The organism is Rhodohalobacter halophilus, from assembly GCF_001715195.1.
Taxonomy (GTDB): Bacteria; Bacteroidota; Rhodothermia; order Balneolales; family Balneolaceae; genus Rhodohalobacter; species Rhodohalobacter halophilus.
The window spans coordinates 1-19,719 of the sequence record NZ_MDWE01000039.1 but is presented as its reverse complement, the minus strand read 5'-3'; the positions used below and the strand labels follow the sequence as shown (position 1 = coordinate 19,719).

Below are 19,719 nucleotides of genomic sequence, written 5' to 3'. Positions count from 1 at the left end.
GATGAAACTCTCACTATCTTTTATAGCACTCATATTATTGACAGGATGTTCATACACCTTTCCTGAACCCGAAGAGGAGGCGGATCATTTTGATGGAATCGATTTTTCACGTTTCTATGTGATTGGCGATGGATTTAGCTCCGGGGCTATGGATGGAGTTTTAATTGCAGACAAACAGAACTTTGCGTACCCCAACCTGCTTGGTATAAAGATTAATGAGTTCTACGGAGCGGATCTGTTTTTACAACCTGATGTTCAATCCACTCGCGGCTATAATCTATTTGAAGAGCAGACAACAGGTTTTTATGAGCTGTACCGGGAGATTGGACAATCAAACTTTCCTTTTAGAAGTACAGTTGACGGTGAACTTCCTGAAGTCTGGAACGGTCCGGTCGAATTTTTAAAGAACTATTCGGTACCGGGATTACGCTCTTATCAATTGGATGCTGAGCGTAATCAGGTTGAGAATATATTTGCAGACCGACTTCCCATCACTCCTGATCAATCGATAGCAGATCATGTGATTAATTCAGATCCGTCTGTTGTTCTGTTAAACCAGGGGACAGACGATTTAATCGGTTACCTGATGTATGGTGCTACAGGTGTCGGTGGGAGCAATCCGCAAACAATCATGGAAACTGGCTTCACACACTTCGATCTATACAGAGATTCAATTAACGACTTAATTACACGAATTCTGAGCGAAACTGAGAGTGATGTTATCGTAACGACCGTTTCTAATCCCCTCTACGGCCCCTATTTTTCCACAATTCCATATCATATGGTTTCGGGATTTGATATTACGTTTTCAGAGATTGGCTCATTAAATGATTACTACCGTGAATTTAATGCTCAAGTGAGAGAGTACAACTTGTCTGAAGAAAGTGAGACGAGAGGGAAGAGACCGTTTATAGACTTTGACAGTGATGGGGGTGATCAATTTCGTGCAAGGGTAATCGAGGATTCTGACCTTTCGGTTGTAACTCTTGAAGATGGTTCAGAGCTGCCACAAATTCGCCAGATGAGGGAGGGTGAAATGCTGCTCTATTCATTTCTGAATTTATTTAAAGAAAACGATCAATACGGAAAAACAGAACCGATAGCGGATGTGCACGTGCTGACAGAAAATCAGCAATCCTATTTCATGGAAATTTTAACAGAGTACAACGATTGGATAAAAATGCAGTCTGTAAATAGTGATCGCGTTCATCTGCTTGACATATCGGCCACTATTCAAAAAGCAGCAGATGGAGAAATATTGATAGATGGAGTGGATATCGGTGTGAATTGGTCACGAAATGGAATTTATTCTGCAGATGGTGTATATCTAAATCCACGCGGACAGGCATTAGTTACCAATGAGTTGATCACCCTGATTAATCGGGTCTTCAAGTTGTCAGTTCAGCCTATTGATGTGAACAGTTACCCGGGAACTCTTTTTTCAGTTCAATAGCTCCATGTTGAACAGATATGGCCGGGTAGATATTAGTTGTTAATATCTATGACTTGTACTCTGGCCGGATAGTCATCCGAGTAGGATATCTCAATATCAGAGGAATCAGTTCTGATAAATTGAAGTTTTCCTTGAGTATGAAGAAGCGGGGTATTAATGATTCGGTAGGTATGATCGTGGCTGACGTTCAGATTTTCCGCAACATTGATATTATGGAGGTATCCGGCCAGCATAATAGCAATATTAATAGAGGCCATCGGTTCTGTAAACTCCTGTTGTCTGAATTCAGCTCCCCTTGTTATTCTGGAAGCCGGTAGTGTAAATAGCCGTTCATCAACTTCTTCGAACGCTTTAACATGTTCAAACCGCACACCGTCTATTTCGATCCAATGCCCTTCCTCTAAGTTATCGACATGCAAATAATCAATCTCAATAGCTGAGACCGAGTTTGAGTTAGGCTGGCAGCTGACTGTTATAAAGAATAATAGAAATAGTAGGTATTTCATCCGCTTTAATATTAATTCAGAATCCTGATTAAAAATTTTAATATAAAAATTAACCGGTTAGAAGGCAGGGGCAAAATTATATTACGTGGATGGATATTAGTTCAAAAGCAATAGCAATAACAACACCCAAAAGACACCAGAACCGGTTCGTTACTTCACACTACTATTGAACCATAATGTTTGATCTTATAATCGACTTTGCTTCATAAGACCTATATAAAAATGAGTGTGTGATATTTGAGCCTGATATTATTGCAAATGCTGTGTTCAAGTCACTAATGCAACAGCGCGGTGTTTTAAGGTTTGTTGAATTGGTGAAAGGTAATCAAATTTTCGAATAGGTCGATTGTTGAGGTGGCGCTCGACGGTTTTAATTTGTCGCTCGGATACCTCCCTCAGATCTGTACCCTTTGGAAAGAACTGTCGAATTACTCCAATTCTGTTTTCAACCGTGCCCTTATCCTGGGAGGTATACGGGCGGGTAAAGTATACATCCGCGTCCAATGTTCTGCCAATCGACTGATGGTTGGCAAACCCCTTGTCACTGTCGAGGGGTCAGCATCTGCTCAATAGTGGCTTCGGTGCAATCGGTCTGCCGGCTGGTGGCTTTCTTCAGCCGGGTTAGAAGCGTGGCCCGATCGGTGATGACCAGCAGGGCAGACTTGTGAGCTTTGCCCATCATGAAGTCGGCTTCCAGGTCTCCCAGACGTGTGCGCTGCTCAACGACCTTCGGACGCTTTTCGATGCCCACACGCCCATTAAGAATCTCTCTGGAGTCGTTATAATTACCTCTTTTGCGCCGTCTCCGGCCATGTTTAAGGTGTTTGTAAAGCCCGGCGGTGATAGGGTCCTTGCTGGCCTTCCCTCGCCAGATCCATTGGTAAATCGCCTCGTGGCTCACCCCGCCAGTACCCTGAACGTTCCAGCGTCCACTGAGCCGCCTCCGGCCGATACTCGTTGGCATAGCGTCCGCGGGTGGGCACGTTGCGGGAAAGTTCCCGGGAGACCGTTGATTTGTGAACTCCGATTATTTGCGTGATGTTGGTTTGTGAGTGGCCTGCCTGCAGCAGGGCGTTGATCTGATGACGAGCGTTAAGGTCAAGTTGTTTGTATTTTTGCATAGTAACACGAATATAAGCCGCTTGGCCGAAAACCCTGAGGGGCGCGCCCCTCAGGGTTACTTTTCGTGTTGCACTTATTACTTGAACTCAGATCTAAAAAAAACATATTTCTGTTCAATTTCCTTTAACAACATGATATGTAGTTTTTTAACACTTATAGATGATTATGTAGGTATTTGAAATGTTAAAAAAACATTAACAAAATTTTGAATTTGTAATTTCTTCGATTAGATTCGTAACTGCTAAACAATGAACTATTCATGCTCATTTAAACAGGTGTTTCAGAACGAGATTAAAGTTCCAACAGCACAGTTAATTCAGGCTGAATAGTTTAACATTAACCAAAACAAACACTTATAGAGGTCATCTATGATGAAAAGGATACTATTATCCTTGTCAGCTCTTTTTTTTGTGCTATTTGTGAGTGCTTTTTCAAGTACTGCAAATGCTCAAACAGGGACTTTGACAGGAACAGTTACTGACCAGGCAACCGGGGAATCTCTTCCCGGTGCTAGTGTATTGGTCGTTGAACTAGAACGAGGTGCAGCCAGTGATATTAACGGTGAATTCGAAATCGAAAATATCCCGGCGGGCACGTACAATATTACTGCTACATTTGTAGGTTACCGTACCTATAGAGAAACCGTTCAGGTAAATGCAGGACAAACAACCACTCTCGATATTGCAATGGAAGTTGGGGCGATTGGCCTGGATGAACTGGTAGTTTCCGGTTACGCGGTTCAAACAAAGCGTGAAATTTCCGGTTCTATCTCTAGTGTACGTTCACAGGATATCCAGGATGTTACACTGCAGAACCCCGAATCCCTGCTTCAGGGTAGAGCGGCCGGTGTAAATGTTACATCAACATCCGGTAACCCCGGGGGTGCATTCCGTGTAAACATTCGTGGTAACGGATCTGTAAACGCGGCTACTGAACCTCTTTATATTGTGGATGGAGTGCAGATCTCGTTTGCCCAGCAATCAGGTTTGACCAGTACATCACCATTAAACACAATTAACCCGGATGATATTGAGTCTATTGAAGTACTGAAAGACGCATCTTCTGCAGCTATCTATGGAGCTGAAGCAGCTGCCGGTGTTGTAATTATCACCACCAAAAAAGGTCGTGCCGGTGCTACTCAAGTTACAGCACGTGCTGAAACCGGTGTTCGTTCGTTGGCTCGTAACGTAGATTATATTTCACCAGATCAATATGTAGACTATTTAGCCGAAGGATTGCAATATGCTGCTCCAGGAGCACTGCCTGACTTTGATGCATACAGAGAAAATAGAAGAAATTATCTTCTGGATTTCTTCTTCTCACCAGATTGGACTGACGAAGACAGAACTGCTTATCTTGCTGCCAGAAATGGTGGGCAATCAATAAGTGATGCACTACAATCTACCGGAGTGTCAACCAATTTGGGTGATACAGACTGGCAGGATTTTATTTTTGATGAAGGTGTAACTCAGCGTTACAATTTATCAGTTTCAGGTGGTAACGAAGAAACTACATTCCGTGTTTCCGGTGGTTTTGAAGATACCGAGGGAACGGCATTTAAGAGTGACTTCTCACGTTTGAATTTGAAAACCAATCTTGATCATCAAATTAGTGATCGCTTCCGCACATCCGTGGGTACAAACGTTTCCAGAAGTACACAGTTTGGTGTTTGTCAGGATGGTAACTTTATTAACTGTCCTCCATCACAGGCGATGTTTGAGGCACCGATGAGTTTCCCATATTCTGCAAGTGGTGAATATAACCCCGGTACTCGTTTTGGTCTTCCAAACAACCCTGCAGTTCAAGAAAACGAAGTGGAAAGAAATGTTTCTGTTACTCAGATTCTTTCAAATTTGAACGTGGTATACTTGGCTACAGACTGGCTGAACTTTAACGGTTTAGCTGCTATGGACTACAGGAATACAGAAGATGAGCAGTGGAGATCGGCTATTGCAGCTCCGGGCCAAGGTGGCTGGGTAAGCTTTGCCAATCGAAATGTGCGAAACTTCAATACAAGTTTGGTAGCAAACATGCGGCAAACATTTGATGGAGTTCATAATGTATCGGGTCTGATAGGTACTGAGTACAGACGAGATTTCTCAGAAAGTATGTTGACCAGGGGTGAAGGACTTCCGGGCCCATTCTTTAAGGTGTTGAGTGCTACGGCTACTCCGACAAATGCTTCAGGTATAAAAACTGAATGGAGACGGGGAAGTTATTTTGCAAACGCGAAGTATAACTACGATGAGAAGTACTACTTGAACGTAGTTGCCCGTTACGACGGTCACTCTCGCTTTGGTAATGAGAAACGATGGGGTTTCTTCCCGTCTGTATCCGGTTCATGGAGAATCTCTGAAGAGGATTTCTTTGATGTTGAATTTGTGGATGAGTTGAAGTTGAGAGCAGGTTATGGTGTAACCGGTAACTCAAACATCGGTAACTTTGCATCCAGAGGACTCTATTCTGCGTCAGGTTCCTATAACGGAAATACGGGTCTCAGACCTACTCAGCTTGCAAACGTGAATTTGAGTTGGGAAGAAGCAAGAGAACTTAACATAGGATTGGATTACGAATTGTTAGAAGGAAGAATTTTTGGTTCTCTTGACTGGTACCAGAAAGATAATGAAAACCTTCTCTTCGGTAGACCACTTCCGAGCGATAGCGGTTACGATGAAATAACCGAAAACATCGGTAAAGTCAGAAACTCCGGTATTGAGTTTGAAATTAGTACAGTAAATGTTTCTACCAACAACTTTAGCTGGACTTCAAGATTCAATATTGCACTTGTTGACAATGAAATTCTGGAACTGCCTGATGGTACACCTATCCGGGAAGACAATACATTTAATTCCCTGCAAGAAGGAAAACCAATTGGTTTGATTCAGACACCTCGTTGGGCCGGTGTAAACCCTGCCGACGGACGTCCGATGTGGTATGATGCCGATGGAAACATCACATACAACCCGGTTCAGGCTGATGACGCCATTGAATACAAGGACGGTGTAGCGAACACAGTTGGTGGTTTTGGAAACACACTCTCCTACAAGGGCTTGACACTGAATGCGTTCTTCCAGTTCAGTTTTGGTCAGTGGGCATTTGCCGGTACGGACTTCTACTTTACACGTACTCCGGACTTCCTGATGAACATGACAACAGAGGTTGAAGACCGATGGAAACAACCCGGTGACATAACATACTACCCACGTGCTATGTTAGCAGGAACCGATTTCCCTGGGACGGCTAACTACCGAACACAGCTGAGTACACAGTCAATGTATAACGCAAGTTATATTCGATTGAAAAACGTATCACTCAGCTACCAGATCCCTGCAAACCTCACGGAACAGATTGGTTTGAACAACGTGAGAGTTTACGCTTCTGCGGTAAACCTGTTGACTTGGACGGCATGGCCATGGTATGATCCTGAGGTAGCATTTAGCCCGACAGATATTTATAACAACTCAACCTCAGCTTCCTATCCGACCGAGCGTCAGGTAAATGCTGGAATTGAAATTCGGTTTTAATTAAAAAATTGAAGAACACTATGAAATTAAGTAATCTAATTAAGTTTACTGCAGTTATAGCCCTACTTTTTGCTTATACGGGTTGTAACGATATGCTTGAGAATGTAGAGCCATCTACATCCGTATCAGGTGAACAGGTCTTAACATCTGCTGATGGAGTTGAAGGACTACGAGCCTCGATGTATGGAAAAATTCACGGTAGTTTTGCCTATAAAACTGAGTACTTTGTTGGACCCAGTGCATTTACGGACGAAACCCGTAACCGGCCCGGTTCTACCCGTTACCAAGCATTGAACCAGGCGGTTCAAAATGTAGGTACGGCACACATTGCCAGTTGGAATGCGCATTATGAAGTGATACAGGATGCCAATCTGATGATTGGAGCCGTAGAACCCGATGTACTACCGGCCGCTACCTACGACAGGTATAGAGGTGAGGCATTAGCACTACGCGCATTTGCTATGCACAATCTGGTAAAAGTGTTCGGATATGATCCGGGTAATTTTAGCCAGGGTGAAATCGAGGATCCATGGGAGGAAGGTGTGATCGTCAGAACAGAACCGGTACTTGACGTAACTGATGCTGATCTTCGCCCAAGAAGCTCGGTAACTGAAGTGTATAATCAGATTATCACTGATTTGACGGATGCAAAAGCTTTGCTTTCAGGTATTAATTCAGATAACCGTTATGCTACCGAAGCATTTGTAGATGGTATGCTGGCAAGAGTTCATCTCTACGCCGGTAACTGGGGTGACGCTGTCACTTCTGCTCAGAATGCAATCACAAATAGCGGCAGATCTCTCGAAAATACTGAAGACGGTGTTGCCGAAATGTTTAACGAAAACACCGGCGGTCATCCGGAAGCCCTGTTTAAAGTGGTGGTTGATCCATCTACAGAGAATGGCGGTTGGAATAACGATGGACCCGGTACCTATACATCTACCGGCTTCCTGGCACAGCTCCCTACTCAATTCTTAATTGATAAGTATGAAGCGGGTGACTACCGACTTGGCTGGTACAGAGATTGTGTTGAAGCTCAGAGAATAGCTTTAAACCAACCAACCGGTTGTGATGCTGTTAATGATAATGGTTTTTCACTTGTCAAATTTAATGGTGATAAAGGAAATCACGTAGATGACCTTCCATTTATGAGACTTGCAGAAATGTACCTGATCTGGGCCGAAGCTGCTGCTAAGGATGTAGATAGCCCGGCAGCCGGAGTTGCTCCTCTGCAAGATCTGCTGGACGCCAGAAATGGTGGAACTGTACCGGCTACTGCATTGACTGACATGACTGCATTTGAAGATTTCATTCTTGATGAGAGAATGAGAGAGCTTGCTCTTGAAGGTCACAGATTTTATGACCTGAAAAGACTGCAAAGAGATATCCGGAATCCAGACGGATCCATTAAGATGAGAGCGGAAAACTATCGAATTTTGCCTCAGCTTGGTTCAGGACTCCTTAATGTCAATGAGCTTCTTGTTGAAAATCCGGGATACTAAATTCTCATAATCATCAAAGATAATTTCTAAATCTTTTTATCCTATGAAAGTAAAACTATTAATATTCGCACTTTTGCCGCTTCTATTCGCGAGTTGTGATATGAACGACTTGTTCGATGAAGGCGATACGAAAAAGACCTATGACGGGCCGGCACAGGTCGCTTTCTTTCCCGATGAAAGGGAAGTGAGTGACGATGACGGTTCAACGTCTATTGAAATCCAATTAATTGGAGAACAACGTGACAGCGACTTAGCAGTCTCTTTCAGTACTGAAGGTGATGCGGTGGCAGGTACACATTACAATGTGTCTACACCATCACCCATTACTTTAGAGGCCGGAACCAGCACGGTTGATATCGTCATTGAATTGATTGCCGACAGTGTACCTGACGGAGGAGAAGTTCAATTGATTCTCAATCTTGAAGGAGCAGACGGCGTAGAAGTTGCTGAAAACTATAAGACATCCAGAATATTTATTCAGGATTGATCTGAACCTGTAGTTAAGGAATAAATCGAAAGGCTGTACTCATTCATTTGAGTACAGCCTTTTTTTATGTTCCAATCAAAGGCAATTGAAATTTGAAGAAAGGATTGAGAACTTTATTGCAATTGTGCAGTAAGTCGACTGAATGGAGTTTTGATTACTAAAGCTGACGGTGTTTCGCCAGGTTGATTGAAGCTGTAATAAGAAACTTTGGTTCGTATGATTGTGGAGTTACCACCAGTTGGCAGTGTAGGTTCCGGTAGGTATTTCTCAATTCAATACTAAAGCCGGCTTTTAAAATTCAGAAAACGGCCTTCATTTTAATGGTGCTAAGCCAATCTGGTTTTAAACACTATCACTTTTTATAAATGGACTTACTTTAATAATTTTCTGAAAAGTGGATTTGATAACATTTTGATAACTGGTGGTTGCATCATCACTATATAAAATATGGCTGGCATTCACCATGCCCCAGCCGATTTCTCTTTTCTGATCATTATCCCAAATAATGTATGCTGTGTCTAATCTGATCCTGTTTTGTGGATCTCCTTCATGCCCGGCGTAAGACCCTCCACCCGTCTCTACTTGATAGGAAGTAAAGTGATACTTATCCAGAATTACTGTAAATCTGGAATTAATATTGGAAGTTGATAAGTCTGTACCCTGTTTTGGACTGATTAGAATTATGGGGCCAGCATCCAGATCAAATCTTCGGCTTTCGAGCTGCTCCGGAATCAGGTCTTCACTTATTTTCTTACCAACTACCGGAGATTGGGTTTGCTGGCGAAAAAGTTGAAGCAAATCGTTATCAAAAATCATTTTTTCAGTAGGACGCAGGGCACCATAAACGTGATCGGGAAAATAGTTGTAGAGAGGTTCGGGTTCAATAATTAGCAAAGACACGGAAGTTTCCCGTGCCTGGAGATTGGTATCCGTTTCATCTTGAAGCAGAATTTGTGTGGTGTTGTTATTGCAGGAATTGATAAATAGAAAAACCACAGCGCAAATGAAGAAAGATTTAATGCTCATAGTGATGTTCGATCGTAGATATATAAAAGTAAGAGTTGTAATAATGAATTGGCCAGCTCCTTGCTGAATAGTTGTGTACTAAATTACCAATAAATCAGGACGTAACATATTAATACAGCAGTAAAATGTCTGTAAATAAAAGTTAATTATCAGGATGAGTCTATATAGAAACGGAGTTAAGCAAAGAAATTCTGTTTTATCCACAGAAACTTTTGTGACTTCGTTTTTACTCTCTTTTATCCACATTAAATATTGTGAAACAAATCAGGTATAAATTTAAAATAAGTGAACGTTTCAAAAAGCTATCTGTCTGCAATTCATCTATTTGAGTAGTTGTTTAATACACTTTTACAAGTCTGGATTGAATATTTCTTTAGGTCTTAAAAGTTGAATTATATTTGACATAGGGTTGACCGAAAACTATACTTGCCACGAGGTTGATGTTCTGTAAACAGTGATCATTGCATCAATCTATTCATCAAATGATATCCCTATAGTATTAAAAGACTCCGCTATAAGGAGGAAATAATCATCTATATAAATCAACCAAAATGCAGGACATTTGTGATCAAATCGTTCACTCTAATCATTCATCGATTCTGTTCTGCACTAATCAAAACATCATATGAGGTAAGTTATGATTCAGAAGATACTTCATGTAGGTGCCTAAAATAGGTTGACATAATTTTTCACTTGTAACTTGAATATTATGTCAAAAAAATATCTCCGGCAACGCCGCACATTTTCACCTACCTTGCGTAAAGAGGTTGTCCGTCTTGTAGAATCTGGTAAACTCAGCGCATCGGCTGCCTCACGTGAATACATGGTTTCTCCGACCACGATTTACCGATGGATTTATCGATACTCAACCTATAATAAAAAAGGATCCGTACTTGTGGTAGATAAAGACTCCCAAAGTGAAAAGCTCAAACAGATGCAGCAGCGAATCGCTGAACTGGAACAGGCCGTAGGCCACAAACAGATGCAGATCGATTACTACGAGAAGTTTATCGACCTGGCCAGTGAGGAAGTTGGCGAGGATTTAAAAAAAAAGTACGACTGCGCTGCTTCGAGTGGTTCTTCTCGCACAAAAAAACGGTTCCCTGGCCAATGAAGCAGATGCTTGACTGGCAAGGTATCACCCGGCAGGGAGCCCACCAGGGTATTGCACGACTGCGTAAAGCCCAGCGTGATCTGCTCGAGACTGCCGAGCTGGCAGCGCAGGTGCGCTCGAAGCACCCTCAAATGGGATGCCGGGACATTTATTATGCGGTGCGCGAGCAAATGCCTCGCGGGCGCGACTGGACCGAACAGTTGCTGCTTAATTGCGGTTATCGGGTAAAAACACCCCCACGGTCGTTTACTGTGGCCGGGCAGGGTGTTAAACCCAACCTGATTGAGGGCAAAAGCATAACCGGGGCGAATCAGGTGTGGCAAACCGACATCACCTATGTTTGGAGTGGTGGGCGCTGGTACTACGTGAGTTTTGTCATCGATGGGTTTACCCGCCAGATACTGGCCAGTCATTGCAGCCGGGATTTGAGTAGTGCCAGCCAGATTCGTTGTTTGAACAAGGCTTTTGTCAGCCAGAATCGCCAAGAGCTCAGGAAGCTGATTATTCACACCGATCGTGGAGTTCAATATACCAGTGAGGAATATAAGAACTATCTAAGCTGCCGGGATCTGAGGCATAGTATGGCCCATTACGCGTGGCAAAATGCTTACTGTGAACGGGTCAATCGAACGATCAAGAGCAACTATCTGACATATTACACAACCGATAATTACCGGTCATTGTGCCAAGGAGTTGCCAAAGCGGTGCGGTTGTACAACCGCAGTAAACCACACCGGGGACTGCCCTCAAGGTTGTCTCCGGATCAATTTGTTAAAGAACTCAATCAGGGTAGCTACCCTGATTATCGTGTCAACATTTGGTCGAAGTTAACTTCGACCAAAATGGTACATGTTAACTAAAACCGTCAACCGTATTTAGGCATCAACATCAGTCATTAACGAGCCTGTTGCTGCTTGTGGCTATTTCCGGTTTTGCCGGACTGGCACATGCACAAACAGGAACCCTTACGGGTACCGTTACTGACGAGTCTACAGGTGAAACGCTTGTGGGTGCAACAGTAATGATCTTGGATCTCGAACGAGGAGCTCCAACAGATATAGACGGAATGTACAGAATTGACAACGTTCCCGTCGGTACCTACGAGGTGCGATTTTCCTATGTAGGTTACAGAACCGTAACTGAAACAGTAAACATCGAGGCCGGTGAAAATGTATTTGATCTGGCCATGTCGATGGACGCAGCCGGACTGGATGAAATTGTGGTTGCAGGGTACGCCCCTACAAACCGTAGAGAACTGACCGGTTCGATTACCAGTGTTAGTTCCAGTGAAATAGAAAGTGTTTCACTTCAAAATGCAGAATCGATCTTGCAGGGTCGTGCTGCCGGTGTGAATGTTATCTCTACTTCCGGTAACCCGGGCGGTGCATTTAAAGTTGCCGTACGCGGTAACGGATCTATCAACGCCGCAACAGAGCCACTCTACATTGTTGACGGTGTACAGATGTCATTTGACCAGCAATCTGGTCTTACAAGTACTTCTCCGCTGAATGCGATCAACCCGAGCGATATTGAGTCCATTGAGGTGTTGAAGGATGCTTCTGCTGCATCTATTTATGGATCTCAGGCGGCTGCCGGTGTTGTCATTATTACAACCAAAGGTGGTACCTCAGGCCAGACTCAGGTGACTGCCCGTGCAGAGACCGGTGTGCGTACGCTGGCACGTAATGTGGATTACCTGAACAGAGACGAATACCTGGACTATTCAGCTGAGGGGTGGATGCACCGAGCCGGTGTACCCGTAACCGATGAAGCCGCATTTGAAGCATTCCGTGCGGATAGAGAAGCCTTTTACTTAGGAACCTTTGGAGAAGATCCCAATAATCCGGGACAGCTGTCGGACTATAACTGGCAGGATTTTGTATATGAAGATGGAGTGACCCAAAAGTACTCTCTTAATATTTCCGGCGGTGACGATAACACAACATTTTATCTCTCTGGTGGATATGAGGATACAGACGGTACAGCGCTGAACTCTAATTTCTCTCGTGTGAATCTCCGGACCAACGTAGACCATCAGGTATCAGACAGGTTCAGAGCGTCGGTTCGTTCAAATGTATCACGTAGTACACAGTTTGGAGTTTGCCAGGATGGTAACTTCGTTAACTGTCCAACTTCCCAGGTGATGTTTGAAAATCCGTTCACCTTTCCGTTTTTGGCAGATGGGTCATACAACCCGAACCTCGCTGTAGCTACCTCCACACAGTATAACCCGGCTGTAATCCGGGACGAAGTGGAGCGGGAAATAGCTGTAACACAGATTATTGCAAGCACGAATCTTACATACAACGCATACGACTGGTTGTCGTTTACCGGTACGTTTAATGTAGACTACAGAAATACTGAGGACACACGGTACGATTCTCCGATTGCCGCACCAACACAGGGCGGATATGTAAGTTTTGCTAACCGGAATGTGAGAAACTTCAGTACAAACCTCGTTGGTAACTTTAACCAGCAGTTTGATGAAGTTCATAATGTATCCGGATTGGTTGGAATTGAGTATCGACAAAACTATGCCGAAAGCCAGCTAACAAGGGGAGAGGGAATTGTACCTTTCTTCAGCGTACTGAGTGCGACGGCTACTCCTGCACAGGCTGCCGGTGTAAACTCCGAATGGAGACTGGGAAGTTACTTTACCAATCTGAAGTACAACTACGATGAGAGGTACTACATCAGTTTTACCGGCCGGTACGACGGACACTCCAGATTTGGTGATGACCAGCGATGGGCATTCTTTCCATCTGTATCGGGTGCGTGGAGGATTTCTCAGGAAGACTTTTTTGATGTCGATTATATCAGCGACCTGAAACTCCGGGCCGGATTTGGATTAACCGGTAACTCTGCAATTGGAAACTTCGCTTCCAGAAGTCTTTATTCCGCTTCAGGAACTTATCAGGGTGGGACGGCTGTAGTTCCGGCTCAGCTTCAAAACCCGCTGCTTACCTGGGAGGAAGCACAAGAGATTAATGTAGGACTTGATTACGAACTCCTTGAAGGGCGTGTTTCCGGTTCTATTGATTACTATGTAAAGGATAACAATCAGCTGCTCTTTGACCGACCGCTGCCAACAGAAAGTGGATTTACAGAATACACAGACAACGTTGGTAAAGTTCGTAACTCCGGCCTTGAATTTGAAATCAATACGGTAAATGTGTCAACACGTGATTTCGTATGGAGTACCCGATTTAACGTGGCATTTATGGATAATGAAATCAAGGAGCTGCCCGACGGGCAAGACATAGATGCAGATGATACGTTTGAATCACTGAAAGAGGGTCAGACCATTGGTCAGATCCAGGTTCCTCGTTATGCAGGTGTAAACCCGGCTGACGGACGACCCATGTGGTTAGATGCAGATGGTGAAATTACCTATACGCCAACACAAAGCCAGGATGCCGTGAACTACAAAGATGGATTTGCCAACACGGTCGGTGGATTTGGTAACACATTTCGCTACAAAGGGCTATCTGTCGATGCATTCTTTAATTTTAGTTTTGGCCAGTGGGCATTCCCATCAACCGACTACTACTTTACTCGCACACCCGATTTCCTCGGGAGTCTTTCGAGTGAAACGAGAGACCGATGGAGAGAGCCGGGCGATATGACGTACTATCCAAGAGCTGTTGTTGCAGGTTCTGATTTTGCAGAAACCAATAACTACAGAACTCAGCTGGGATCACAAGCTGTTTACAACGCAAGCTATATCCGGTTGAAAAATCTGACGGTTAGTTACGATCTGCCGCAGCGATTTGTAGATCAGTTTGGATTGAGCAATGTAAGTGTATTTGCGTCCGGAGTGAATCTGCTGACGTGGACTGCATGGCCATGGTACGACCCAGAAGTTGCGTTTGATACGACAGATATCTTTACAAACGTGACCACGGCTTCGTATCCGACAGAACGTCAATTCAATGCAGGAATTGAAGTACGCTTCTAATAAAAATTTTATAAGATGATGAAAACAATGAACAAGTTAAGTTTTGTGATAGTCCTTGCAGCCGGACTTTTGTTTGCCGGATGTAACGACCTATTGGAAGATGTGGATCCGTCCACGTCGATCTCACCTGAAGAGGCGCTTGGTACGCCCGATGGTGTAGAATTGCTGCGAAATGCACTCTATTCTGAGATGAGAGCGAGTGCATCATTCACGACTCAAAATCTTCTCGGGCCAAGTGCCCTTGCCGACGAGAGCTACACGCGGGTTGGCGCATCGAGATATGATGCTCTTAACTTTGCAACCGGTACATCCGGAACAGCGCATATCGGCAGTTATGGTGCAGCCTATAATGTAATTCAAATTGCCAATCAGTTGATCAATGATATTGACCCGGATGCGGTAGATTCAGGATTACGTGAACAGGTAATGGGCGAAGCTTATGCTGTAAGAGCCTATGCCTACCATATGCTGGTAAAGGTTTACGGTTATGAGCCCGGAAACTATGATATAGGCCCCGAGTCAAACTGGAATTTGGGAGTTCCAATCTTCACAGAATCAGTCTTTTCTGTAGAGGATGCTGATGAAAGGCCTCGTTCTACAGTAGACGAAGTTTATAATCGGATCAGCGACGATCTGGATGAGGCTGAAACCCGCTTGGCCGGTGTAAGTAATCCAACGATTGCAAACGAAATGTTTGTGGAAGGATTACGAGCACGAGTTGAGCTATTTCAGGGAAACTGGGGTGATGCTGCAACAGCTGCTCAGAATGCGATAGATCTGAGTCCCGCTCTTACAGAGGATGAAGATGATATCGTAGAGATGTTCAATGAGAATGAAGCGGCACATCCTGAAGCGATGTTTTTGCTTGAGATAGATCCAAATACGGAACCGATTGCAGGATCGAATGTTAATAATGGTCCGGCCGCTTATACTTCGGCTCAGTGGGTTGCTCAGCTTCCTACTCAATATGTATTGGATCTCTTTGATGCAGATGACTACCGAAATGGGTGGTTCAAACCTTGCGGGGAGTCAGGTTGTGACAATGCAAATGATCTGGAAGTTGCTTCAACAAAATACAATGGCGACAAAGGGAATCTTGCCGATGACCTTCCTTTTATGAGAGTTTCAGAGATGTATCTGATACTTGCTGAAGCTTCCGTTAAAGATGCGAATGCTGTTACCCCTGCGGCAGTGGATGCACTGCAGGAACTGAAAGATGCCAGAAATGCAGGTCCAATTCCGGCAGCTGCACTTGTAGATGTCGATTCGTTCGAAGATGAAGTGATGGATGAACGAGTTCGTGAACTTCACATGGAAGGACATCGTTTCTGGGACCTGAAACGAACAGGTAATCACATCCCGGACCCGATAACCGGTGACATTAAAATCAGGTTTGATTCGTACAGAATATTGGCGCCGATTGGGAACAACAACCTCAATGCCAACTCTGAACTTGAAGAGAATCCGAATTATTAAGAATTAATTAAACGCTAAAAATGATGTTACGAAAACTAATAGCACTCGCAGTCGCCACGGCACTTTTTGCCGGATGCGACGTATTTGACACCGGGGATACAGAAAAGGTGTTTGACATGGATCCTCAGGTTGAGCTCAAACCGCTTCAAAATCAGACAAGTCTTGCCGATGGCGGAACCAGTGTAGCTGTACAGCTCATTGGTGAGCAGCGGTCCGACAATTTGAACGTTGAATACAGTATTGATGCTGAGTCAACAGCAGAGGAGGGGGTACATTACGAAATAGTGACTCCATCACCTGTAACGATTGAAAGCGGAACCAGCGCAACGGATATTGTCATCGAGTACATCGAAGATAGTGTTGATCCAGGTGAAGAATTACGCCTGATCATAAATCTTGATGGAACCGATGCAGAAGATGTTGAACCTGCAGGGAATTTAAGTACATCAACTACTTTCATTAGTAATTGATTAAACTCTCAGGCAAATACTTTAAACCGCTCCGTGTAAAACCGGGGCGGTTTTTTTTATGCAGATCTCTCCTCATACCCTTCAAGTGTTCTCTCTACTGCCTCTCTTGATTTTATAGTTTGAACTGTAGCTCCCAGCTTCATCAATAAGTGATATAGTCCCAGATGAACGCGTGTGCTATAAATAAAATGCTTATTTCCTCGCGGTTCATTGGTTATGGGCGTATTTTTGGTGTACTGTCGGATAAGCTCCCGGTACTCCGGATCACCAAAATCAAAGGTGTTTTCCAGGTAGGGCAGGGCAAACGCGAAGCCATAGTTCAGGGCGAAATCATAAAAACGCTTCTCCTTCTTATTCTCATTAGGATCTCCGGCAATCACTCCCAACTTGTTGTACAATTCCACAATGGCCACTTCATCCCGGTTGATGTGAGTTGGGAGCAGCAACAGGTAGTTGTAGAAAAAGTCTTTGGGAAATGTTTTCACACATCCGTAGTCGATCACACCCAGTTTACCGTCCGGTGTATAGAGAAAATTTCCCGGGTGAGTATCGGCATGAAACTCAAAATGGCCGTCCATCACACTTTCAATCTGTGTATGGAAAAAATCCCACATCAGTTGACCGTACCGGTTTCGTTCTGTCTCCGATGGATTAGACTCCAGGAACTCCTTTAGGTGTTTGCCTTCAAGGTAAGTCATTGTTAATACCCTTTCGGTTGAGAGCTCTTCAATCCACCGGGGCGTTACGACCTGTTCGGAAGCAAATCGATTGTGAAAGGTTTCCATCGACGTTCCCTCTTTGAGGTAGTCAGTCTCATCCAGCAGAGTGCTCCTGACCTCATCAATGTATTCATTGAGGGCGTTTACATTAGAAACAATTCGTTTCAGGATCGATTTGGCAATGGCGATATCCGATGAGATGGTCTCCCGAACTCCCGGATACTGAACCTTTACGGCAACCTCCGTCCCATCCATTAAGGTGGCCCTGTGAACCTGTCCAATAGAGGCTGCCGCAACAGCTTCCGAGTTGAAAGATTTGAAAACCTTTTCCGGGTAATTCCCAAGTTCTTTTTTGATGATAGAGCGAACCAGAGACCGATTAATAGGCGGGACGCTGTATTGTGCTTTGGTCATTACCTCAGCAAATTCATCGGGTAAAAACCCCTGATCGATGCTGAACGACTGGGCTATTTTCAGTGCGGTTCCCCGAAGTTTCGTAAACTCACTAAAAGGTTTTCCGCGGTTTGACGATGCAGTTCTGATTTGTCTCCGTTCTTGTCTGTGAGGGATTTCAGATAGTGTTTTGCATAGTTGGATCCCACTTTAAGACCGGTTTTGGCAAAAATCTTCCCTCGGTCAAACTTGGTGGATGGAAAATCACTCATGATCTTTCTCCTGAATTTCTTGCTCTCGGCCACATAGGGTGGGAAACGTAACATTTTCGCCGGTTATACATTTGTTGAGGGATGCATTCATCCATAAAAACTTTCCGAGATCAAATCCCTTGTCGATAATGTGGGTGTAGAAAATCTCTTCGATGAACGAAGTCCATTTGTCGGCCAATGCCATGCTGTTCTCCCTCATCCGGCTCGAATCGTTTGCCCAGAATGCTATTAACCCGTGGAACTGAAGCAGGATCGATTTCCAAAGCAGCCGGTTTTGTATGATAGCTGAGTAACGAGATGTTTTCGGATCATTTGTAAAGATGGTTTTCAGTTCGTCCAAAAAGATCTCGATGAACGCACTTTTCCTCTTGTTCCAAACAACCCACTCCTTGTAGGTAGTGAGAACAAACTCTCTCTGCTCTTCAAACGAGTCGAGCAGAGTTAAAAAAAGGTGACTCAGTTTTTCGCTGAGGGTGTACTGATCATAACCGTCAATTTCTGTAATTGAATCTTGATAAAGGTATAAACGCGACTCGTAATAGTACTCTAGAATTGCCCGGCGGTTTGGAAACAGGTCAAAAATATCCTCTGCACTCATGTTTAATGAGCCGGCCAGCGATTGGATGGTAAATCTCGGATTGATTAAAAAGTGCTCCGTTGCGGCTTCAGATATGTTAATTTTTAAGCGTGTCTCTATGGTCATAATTGTCTGTTTTCTTTGAATGCGTTGCTTCTCTACAGAATTCATCCCTTGTATTACATTTCAATATAAAAAGGGAGTTGAGGGTGTGATTCATTGGCGTTAAGAGATCGTATGAATCAGACTATTTCAACTGACATAACATTAACGGAAGGGGGGAAAGGTTCAGGTCAAGAAAAAAATCAGTATAGATTTATTCGGATTGCAACAGATCTTTTCTATCAAATTACATGAGGCTGTTCGTATATCGGTAATTGTCAATCAACACCCCGTCTGCATGCTGTAGTTGCAGGCTGACGGGTAAAATAGTTTAACCATAGTGTTACGCAGAGGAATACACAGAGTCACACAGAGATAATTAAATATCTGTGTTAAAAGATTAACCACAGTGAGCCTCGTTTTTCATCATCCTCGGTGGCCCTGTAGTTCTACTGCACAAACTCTCCCAACCTGATTTGTTTGGTGCAAATTTAATACTTGAGATAACCGTGTTTTCTCCATGCAAAAAGCTGCACCCACTCAGCCGGTATTTCAAACACAAAGAAACGGTTTAATCAAACGTTGATGATTATGATTCAATAAGTACTAATTAAATCATCACGTTCAATTGCACGATTTTATTTAATCATTCCAATAACAAAACTTTTACCTGCGACCTGCGACCTGCGACCTGCGACCTGCGACCTGCGACCTGCGACCTGCACCAAAAAGCGCTTTTCTGGGGGCTTAGTCAGATGTGGAAAAATAGTCGAAAAAAGTTGAGGAAATGGGTTGACTTGGATACGGTTTACCCCCTATATTGACAATCCTTTCGGGAAAACGAAATGCTCAAGAATTGCAGCCAATCTGCGTACTATTGCGCGAATCTCCCGGAAGATGTTCCTTTAAAAACTTTCTGAATATTTCTGACATTTTCCTTGACATTGGGAGTCAGAAAATCGTAAGTTTGGAATCTGTCTCAAAAACGAAATACCTGGTTAGGATTTTGTGATTGAGG

At 43.8% G+C, this 19,719-nt stretch carries 14 protein-coding genes and 1 pseudogene; 9 read left to right on the top strand and 6 right to left on the bottom strand.

Annotation, left to right across the window (positions count from 1 at the left end; all coding sequences use genetic code 11):
- Nucleotide 1: 1 nt before the first annotated feature.
- The gene (locus BG260_RS10860; RefSeq protein ID WP_141691581.1) at nt 2-1,453 is read left to right on the top strand and encodes a hypothetical protein; all 1,452 of its coding nucleotides are present in this window, start codon (nt 2-4) and stop codon (nt 1,451-1,453) included.
- 32 nt (nt 1,454-1,485) lie between these two features.
- On the opposite strand, the gene BG260_RS10855 is transcribed toward BG260_RS10860, so the two are convergent.
- Together BG260_RS10855 and BG260_RS14655 are read right to left on the bottom strand one after the other, a co-directional pair.
- The gene (locus BG260_RS10855; protein ID WP_141691580.1) at nt 1,486-1,959 is read right to left on the bottom strand and encodes a hypothetical protein; all 474 of its coding nucleotides are present in this window, start codon (nt 1,957-1,959) and stop codon (nt 1,486-1,488) included.
- 267 nt (nt 1,960-2,226) lie between these two features.
- Nucleotides 2,227-3,080, bottom strand: a pseudogene (locus tag BG260_RS14655) (IS30 family transposase).
- A gap of 462 nt (nt 3,081-3,542) precedes the next feature.
- On the opposite strand from BG260_RS14655, the gene BG260_RS10845 reads away from it, so the two are divergent.
- From BG260_RS10845 to BG260_RS10835, 3 genes are read left to right on the top strand one after another with little or no spacing between them, the layout of a single operon-like run.
- Entirely contained in the window at nt 3,543-6,605 is a 3,063-nt protein-coding gene (locus BG260_RS10845) for a SusC/RagA family TonB-linked outer membrane protein (protein ID WP_176719479.1), read from the top strand.
- A 20-nt stretch (nt 6,606-6,625) separates the two neighbouring features.
- Nucleotides 6,626-8,107: a RagB/SusD family nutrient uptake outer membrane protein gene (locus BG260_RS10840; RefSeq protein ID WP_069132562.1), complete on the top strand. Its 1,482-nt coding sequence runs from the start codon at nt 6,626-6,628 to the stop codon at nt 8,105-8,107.
- A 43-nt stretch (nt 8,108-8,150) separates the two neighbouring features.
- The gene (locus tag BG260_RS10835) at nt 8,151-8,594 is read left to right on the top strand and encodes a Calx-beta domain-containing protein (RefSeq protein WP_069132560.1); all 444 of its coding nucleotides are present in this window, start codon (nt 8,151-8,153) and stop codon (nt 8,592-8,594) included.
- 342 nt (nt 8,595-8,936) lie between these two features.
- On the opposite strand, the gene BG260_RS10830 is transcribed toward BG260_RS10835, so the two are convergent.
- Nucleotides 8,937-9,620 carry a hypothetical protein gene (locus BG260_RS10830; protein ID WP_141691579.1) on the bottom strand — a complete coding sequence of 228 codons (684 nt, stop codon included), beginning with the start codon at nt 9,618-9,620 and terminating at the stop codon, nt 8,937-8,939.
- A 709-nt stretch (nt 9,621-10,329) separates the two neighbouring features.
- On the opposite strand from BG260_RS10830, the gene BG260_RS10825 reads away from it, so the two are divergent.
- From BG260_RS10825 to BG260_RS10805, 5 genes are read left to right on the top strand one after another with little or no spacing between them, the layout of a single operon-like run.
- Complete coding sequence (locus BG260_RS10825) at nt 10,330-10,734, top strand: transposase (protein WP_069132556.1); 405 nt, start codon at nt 10,330-10,332, stop codon at nt 10,732-10,734.
- Nucleotides 10,731-11,594: a DDE-type integrase/transposase/recombinase gene (locus BG260_RS10820; protein WP_069132554.1), complete on the top strand. Its 864-nt coding sequence runs from the start codon at nt 10,731-10,733 to the stop codon at nt 11,592-11,594. The genes BG260_RS10825 and BG260_RS10820 overlap by 4 nt, the downstream gene beginning before the upstream one ends.
- Before the next feature lie 56 nt (nt 11,595-11,650).
- Entirely contained in the window at nt 11,651-14,692 is a 3,042-nt protein-coding gene (locus BG260_RS10815) for a SusC/RagA family TonB-linked outer membrane protein (RefSeq protein WP_176719478.1), read from the top strand.
- Nucleotides 14,693-14,707: 15 nt separating this feature from the next.
- Nucleotides 14,708-16,168, top strand: coding sequence for a RagB/SusD family nutrient uptake outer membrane protein (locus tag BG260_RS10810; protein WP_069132550.1), 1,461 nt, complete (start codon nt 14,708-14,710; stop codon nt 16,166-16,168).
- Nucleotides 16,169-16,191: 23 nt separating this feature from the next.
- Nucleotides 16,192-16,638 carry a hypothetical protein gene (locus BG260_RS10805; protein WP_069132548.1) on the top strand — a complete coding sequence of 149 codons (447 nt, stop codon included), beginning with the start codon at nt 16,192-16,194 and terminating at the stop codon, nt 16,636-16,638.
- Nucleotides 16,639-16,694: 56 nt separating this feature from the next.
- On the opposite strand, the gene BG260_RS10800 is transcribed toward BG260_RS10805, so the two are convergent.
- Genes BG260_RS10800 through BG260_RS14055 form a run of 3 tightly spaced genes read right to left on the bottom strand, consistent with a single transcriptional unit; the run spans nt 16,695 to nt 18,725 of the window.
- Complete coding sequence (locus BG260_RS10800) at nt 16,695-17,771, bottom strand: ABC1 kinase family protein (protein WP_245683956.1); 1,077 nt, start codon at nt 17,769-17,771, stop codon at nt 16,695-16,697.
- A 59-nt stretch (nt 17,772-17,830) separates the two neighbouring features.
- Nucleotides 17,831-18,022, bottom strand: a complete 192-nt coding sequence (locus BG260_RS14385) for a hypothetical protein (protein ID WP_245683955.1) — start codon at nt 18,020-18,022, stop codon at nt 17,831-17,833.
- The gene (locus tag BG260_RS14055) at nt 18,015-18,725 is read right to left on the bottom strand and encodes a hypothetical protein (RefSeq protein WP_141691577.1); all 711 of its coding nucleotides are present in this window, start codon (nt 18,723-18,725) and stop codon (nt 18,015-18,017) included. Before BG260_RS14055 ends, BG260_RS14385 begins: the two co-directional genes overlap by 8 nt.
- Between the last annotated feature and the right edge of the window lie 994 nt (nt 18,726-19,719).

What these genes read in the sequence shown, in the direction of transcription:
- BG260_RS10860 (WP_141691581.1), top strand. Translation starts at nt 2, where the DNA reads ATGAAACTCTCACTATCTTTTATAGCACTCATATTATTGACAGGATGT.
- BG260_RS10855 (WP_141691580.1), bottom strand. Translation starts at nt 1,959, where the DNA reads ATGAAATACCTACTATTTCTATTATTCTTTATAACAGTCAGCTGCCAG.
- BG260_RS10840 (WP_069132562.1), top strand. Translation starts at nt 6,626, where the DNA reads ATGAAATTAAGTAATCTAATTAAGTTTACTGCAGTTATAGCCCTACTT.
- BG260_RS10835 (WP_069132560.1), top strand. Translation starts at nt 8,151, where the DNA reads ATGAAAGTAAAACTATTAATATTCGCACTTTTGCCGCTTCTATTCGCG.
- BG260_RS10830 (WP_141691579.1), bottom strand. Translation starts at nt 9,620, where the DNA reads ATGAGCATTAAATCTTTCTTCATTTGCGCTGTGGTTTTTCTATTTATC.
- BG260_RS10825 (WP_069132556.1), top strand. Translation starts at nt 10,330, where the DNA reads ATGTCAAAAAAATATCTCCGGCAACGCCGCACATTTTCACCTACCTTG.
- BG260_RS10820 (WP_069132554.1), top strand. Translation starts at nt 10,731, where the DNA reads ATGAAGCAGATGCTTGACTGGCAAGGTATCACCCGGCAGGGAGCCCAC.
- BG260_RS10810 (WP_069132550.1), top strand. Translation starts at nt 14,708, where the DNA reads ATGATGAAAACAATGAACAAGTTAAGTTTTGTGATAGTCCTTGCAGCC.
- BG260_RS10805 (WP_069132548.1), top strand. Translation starts at nt 16,192, where the DNA reads ATGTTACGAAAACTAATAGCACTCGCAGTCGCCACGGCACTTTTTGCC.
- BG260_RS10800 (WP_245683956.1), bottom strand. Translation starts at nt 17,771, where the DNA reads ATGACCAAAGCACAATACAGCGTCCCGCCTATTAATCGGTCTCTGGTT.
- BG260_RS14385 (WP_245683955.1), bottom strand. Translation starts at nt 18,022, where the DNA reads ATGAGTGATTTTCCATCCACCAAGTTTGACCGAGGGAAGATTTTTGCC.
- BG260_RS14055 (WP_141691577.1), bottom strand. Translation starts at nt 18,725, where the DNA reads ATGACCATAGAGACACGCTTAAAAATTAACATATCTGAAGCCGCAACG.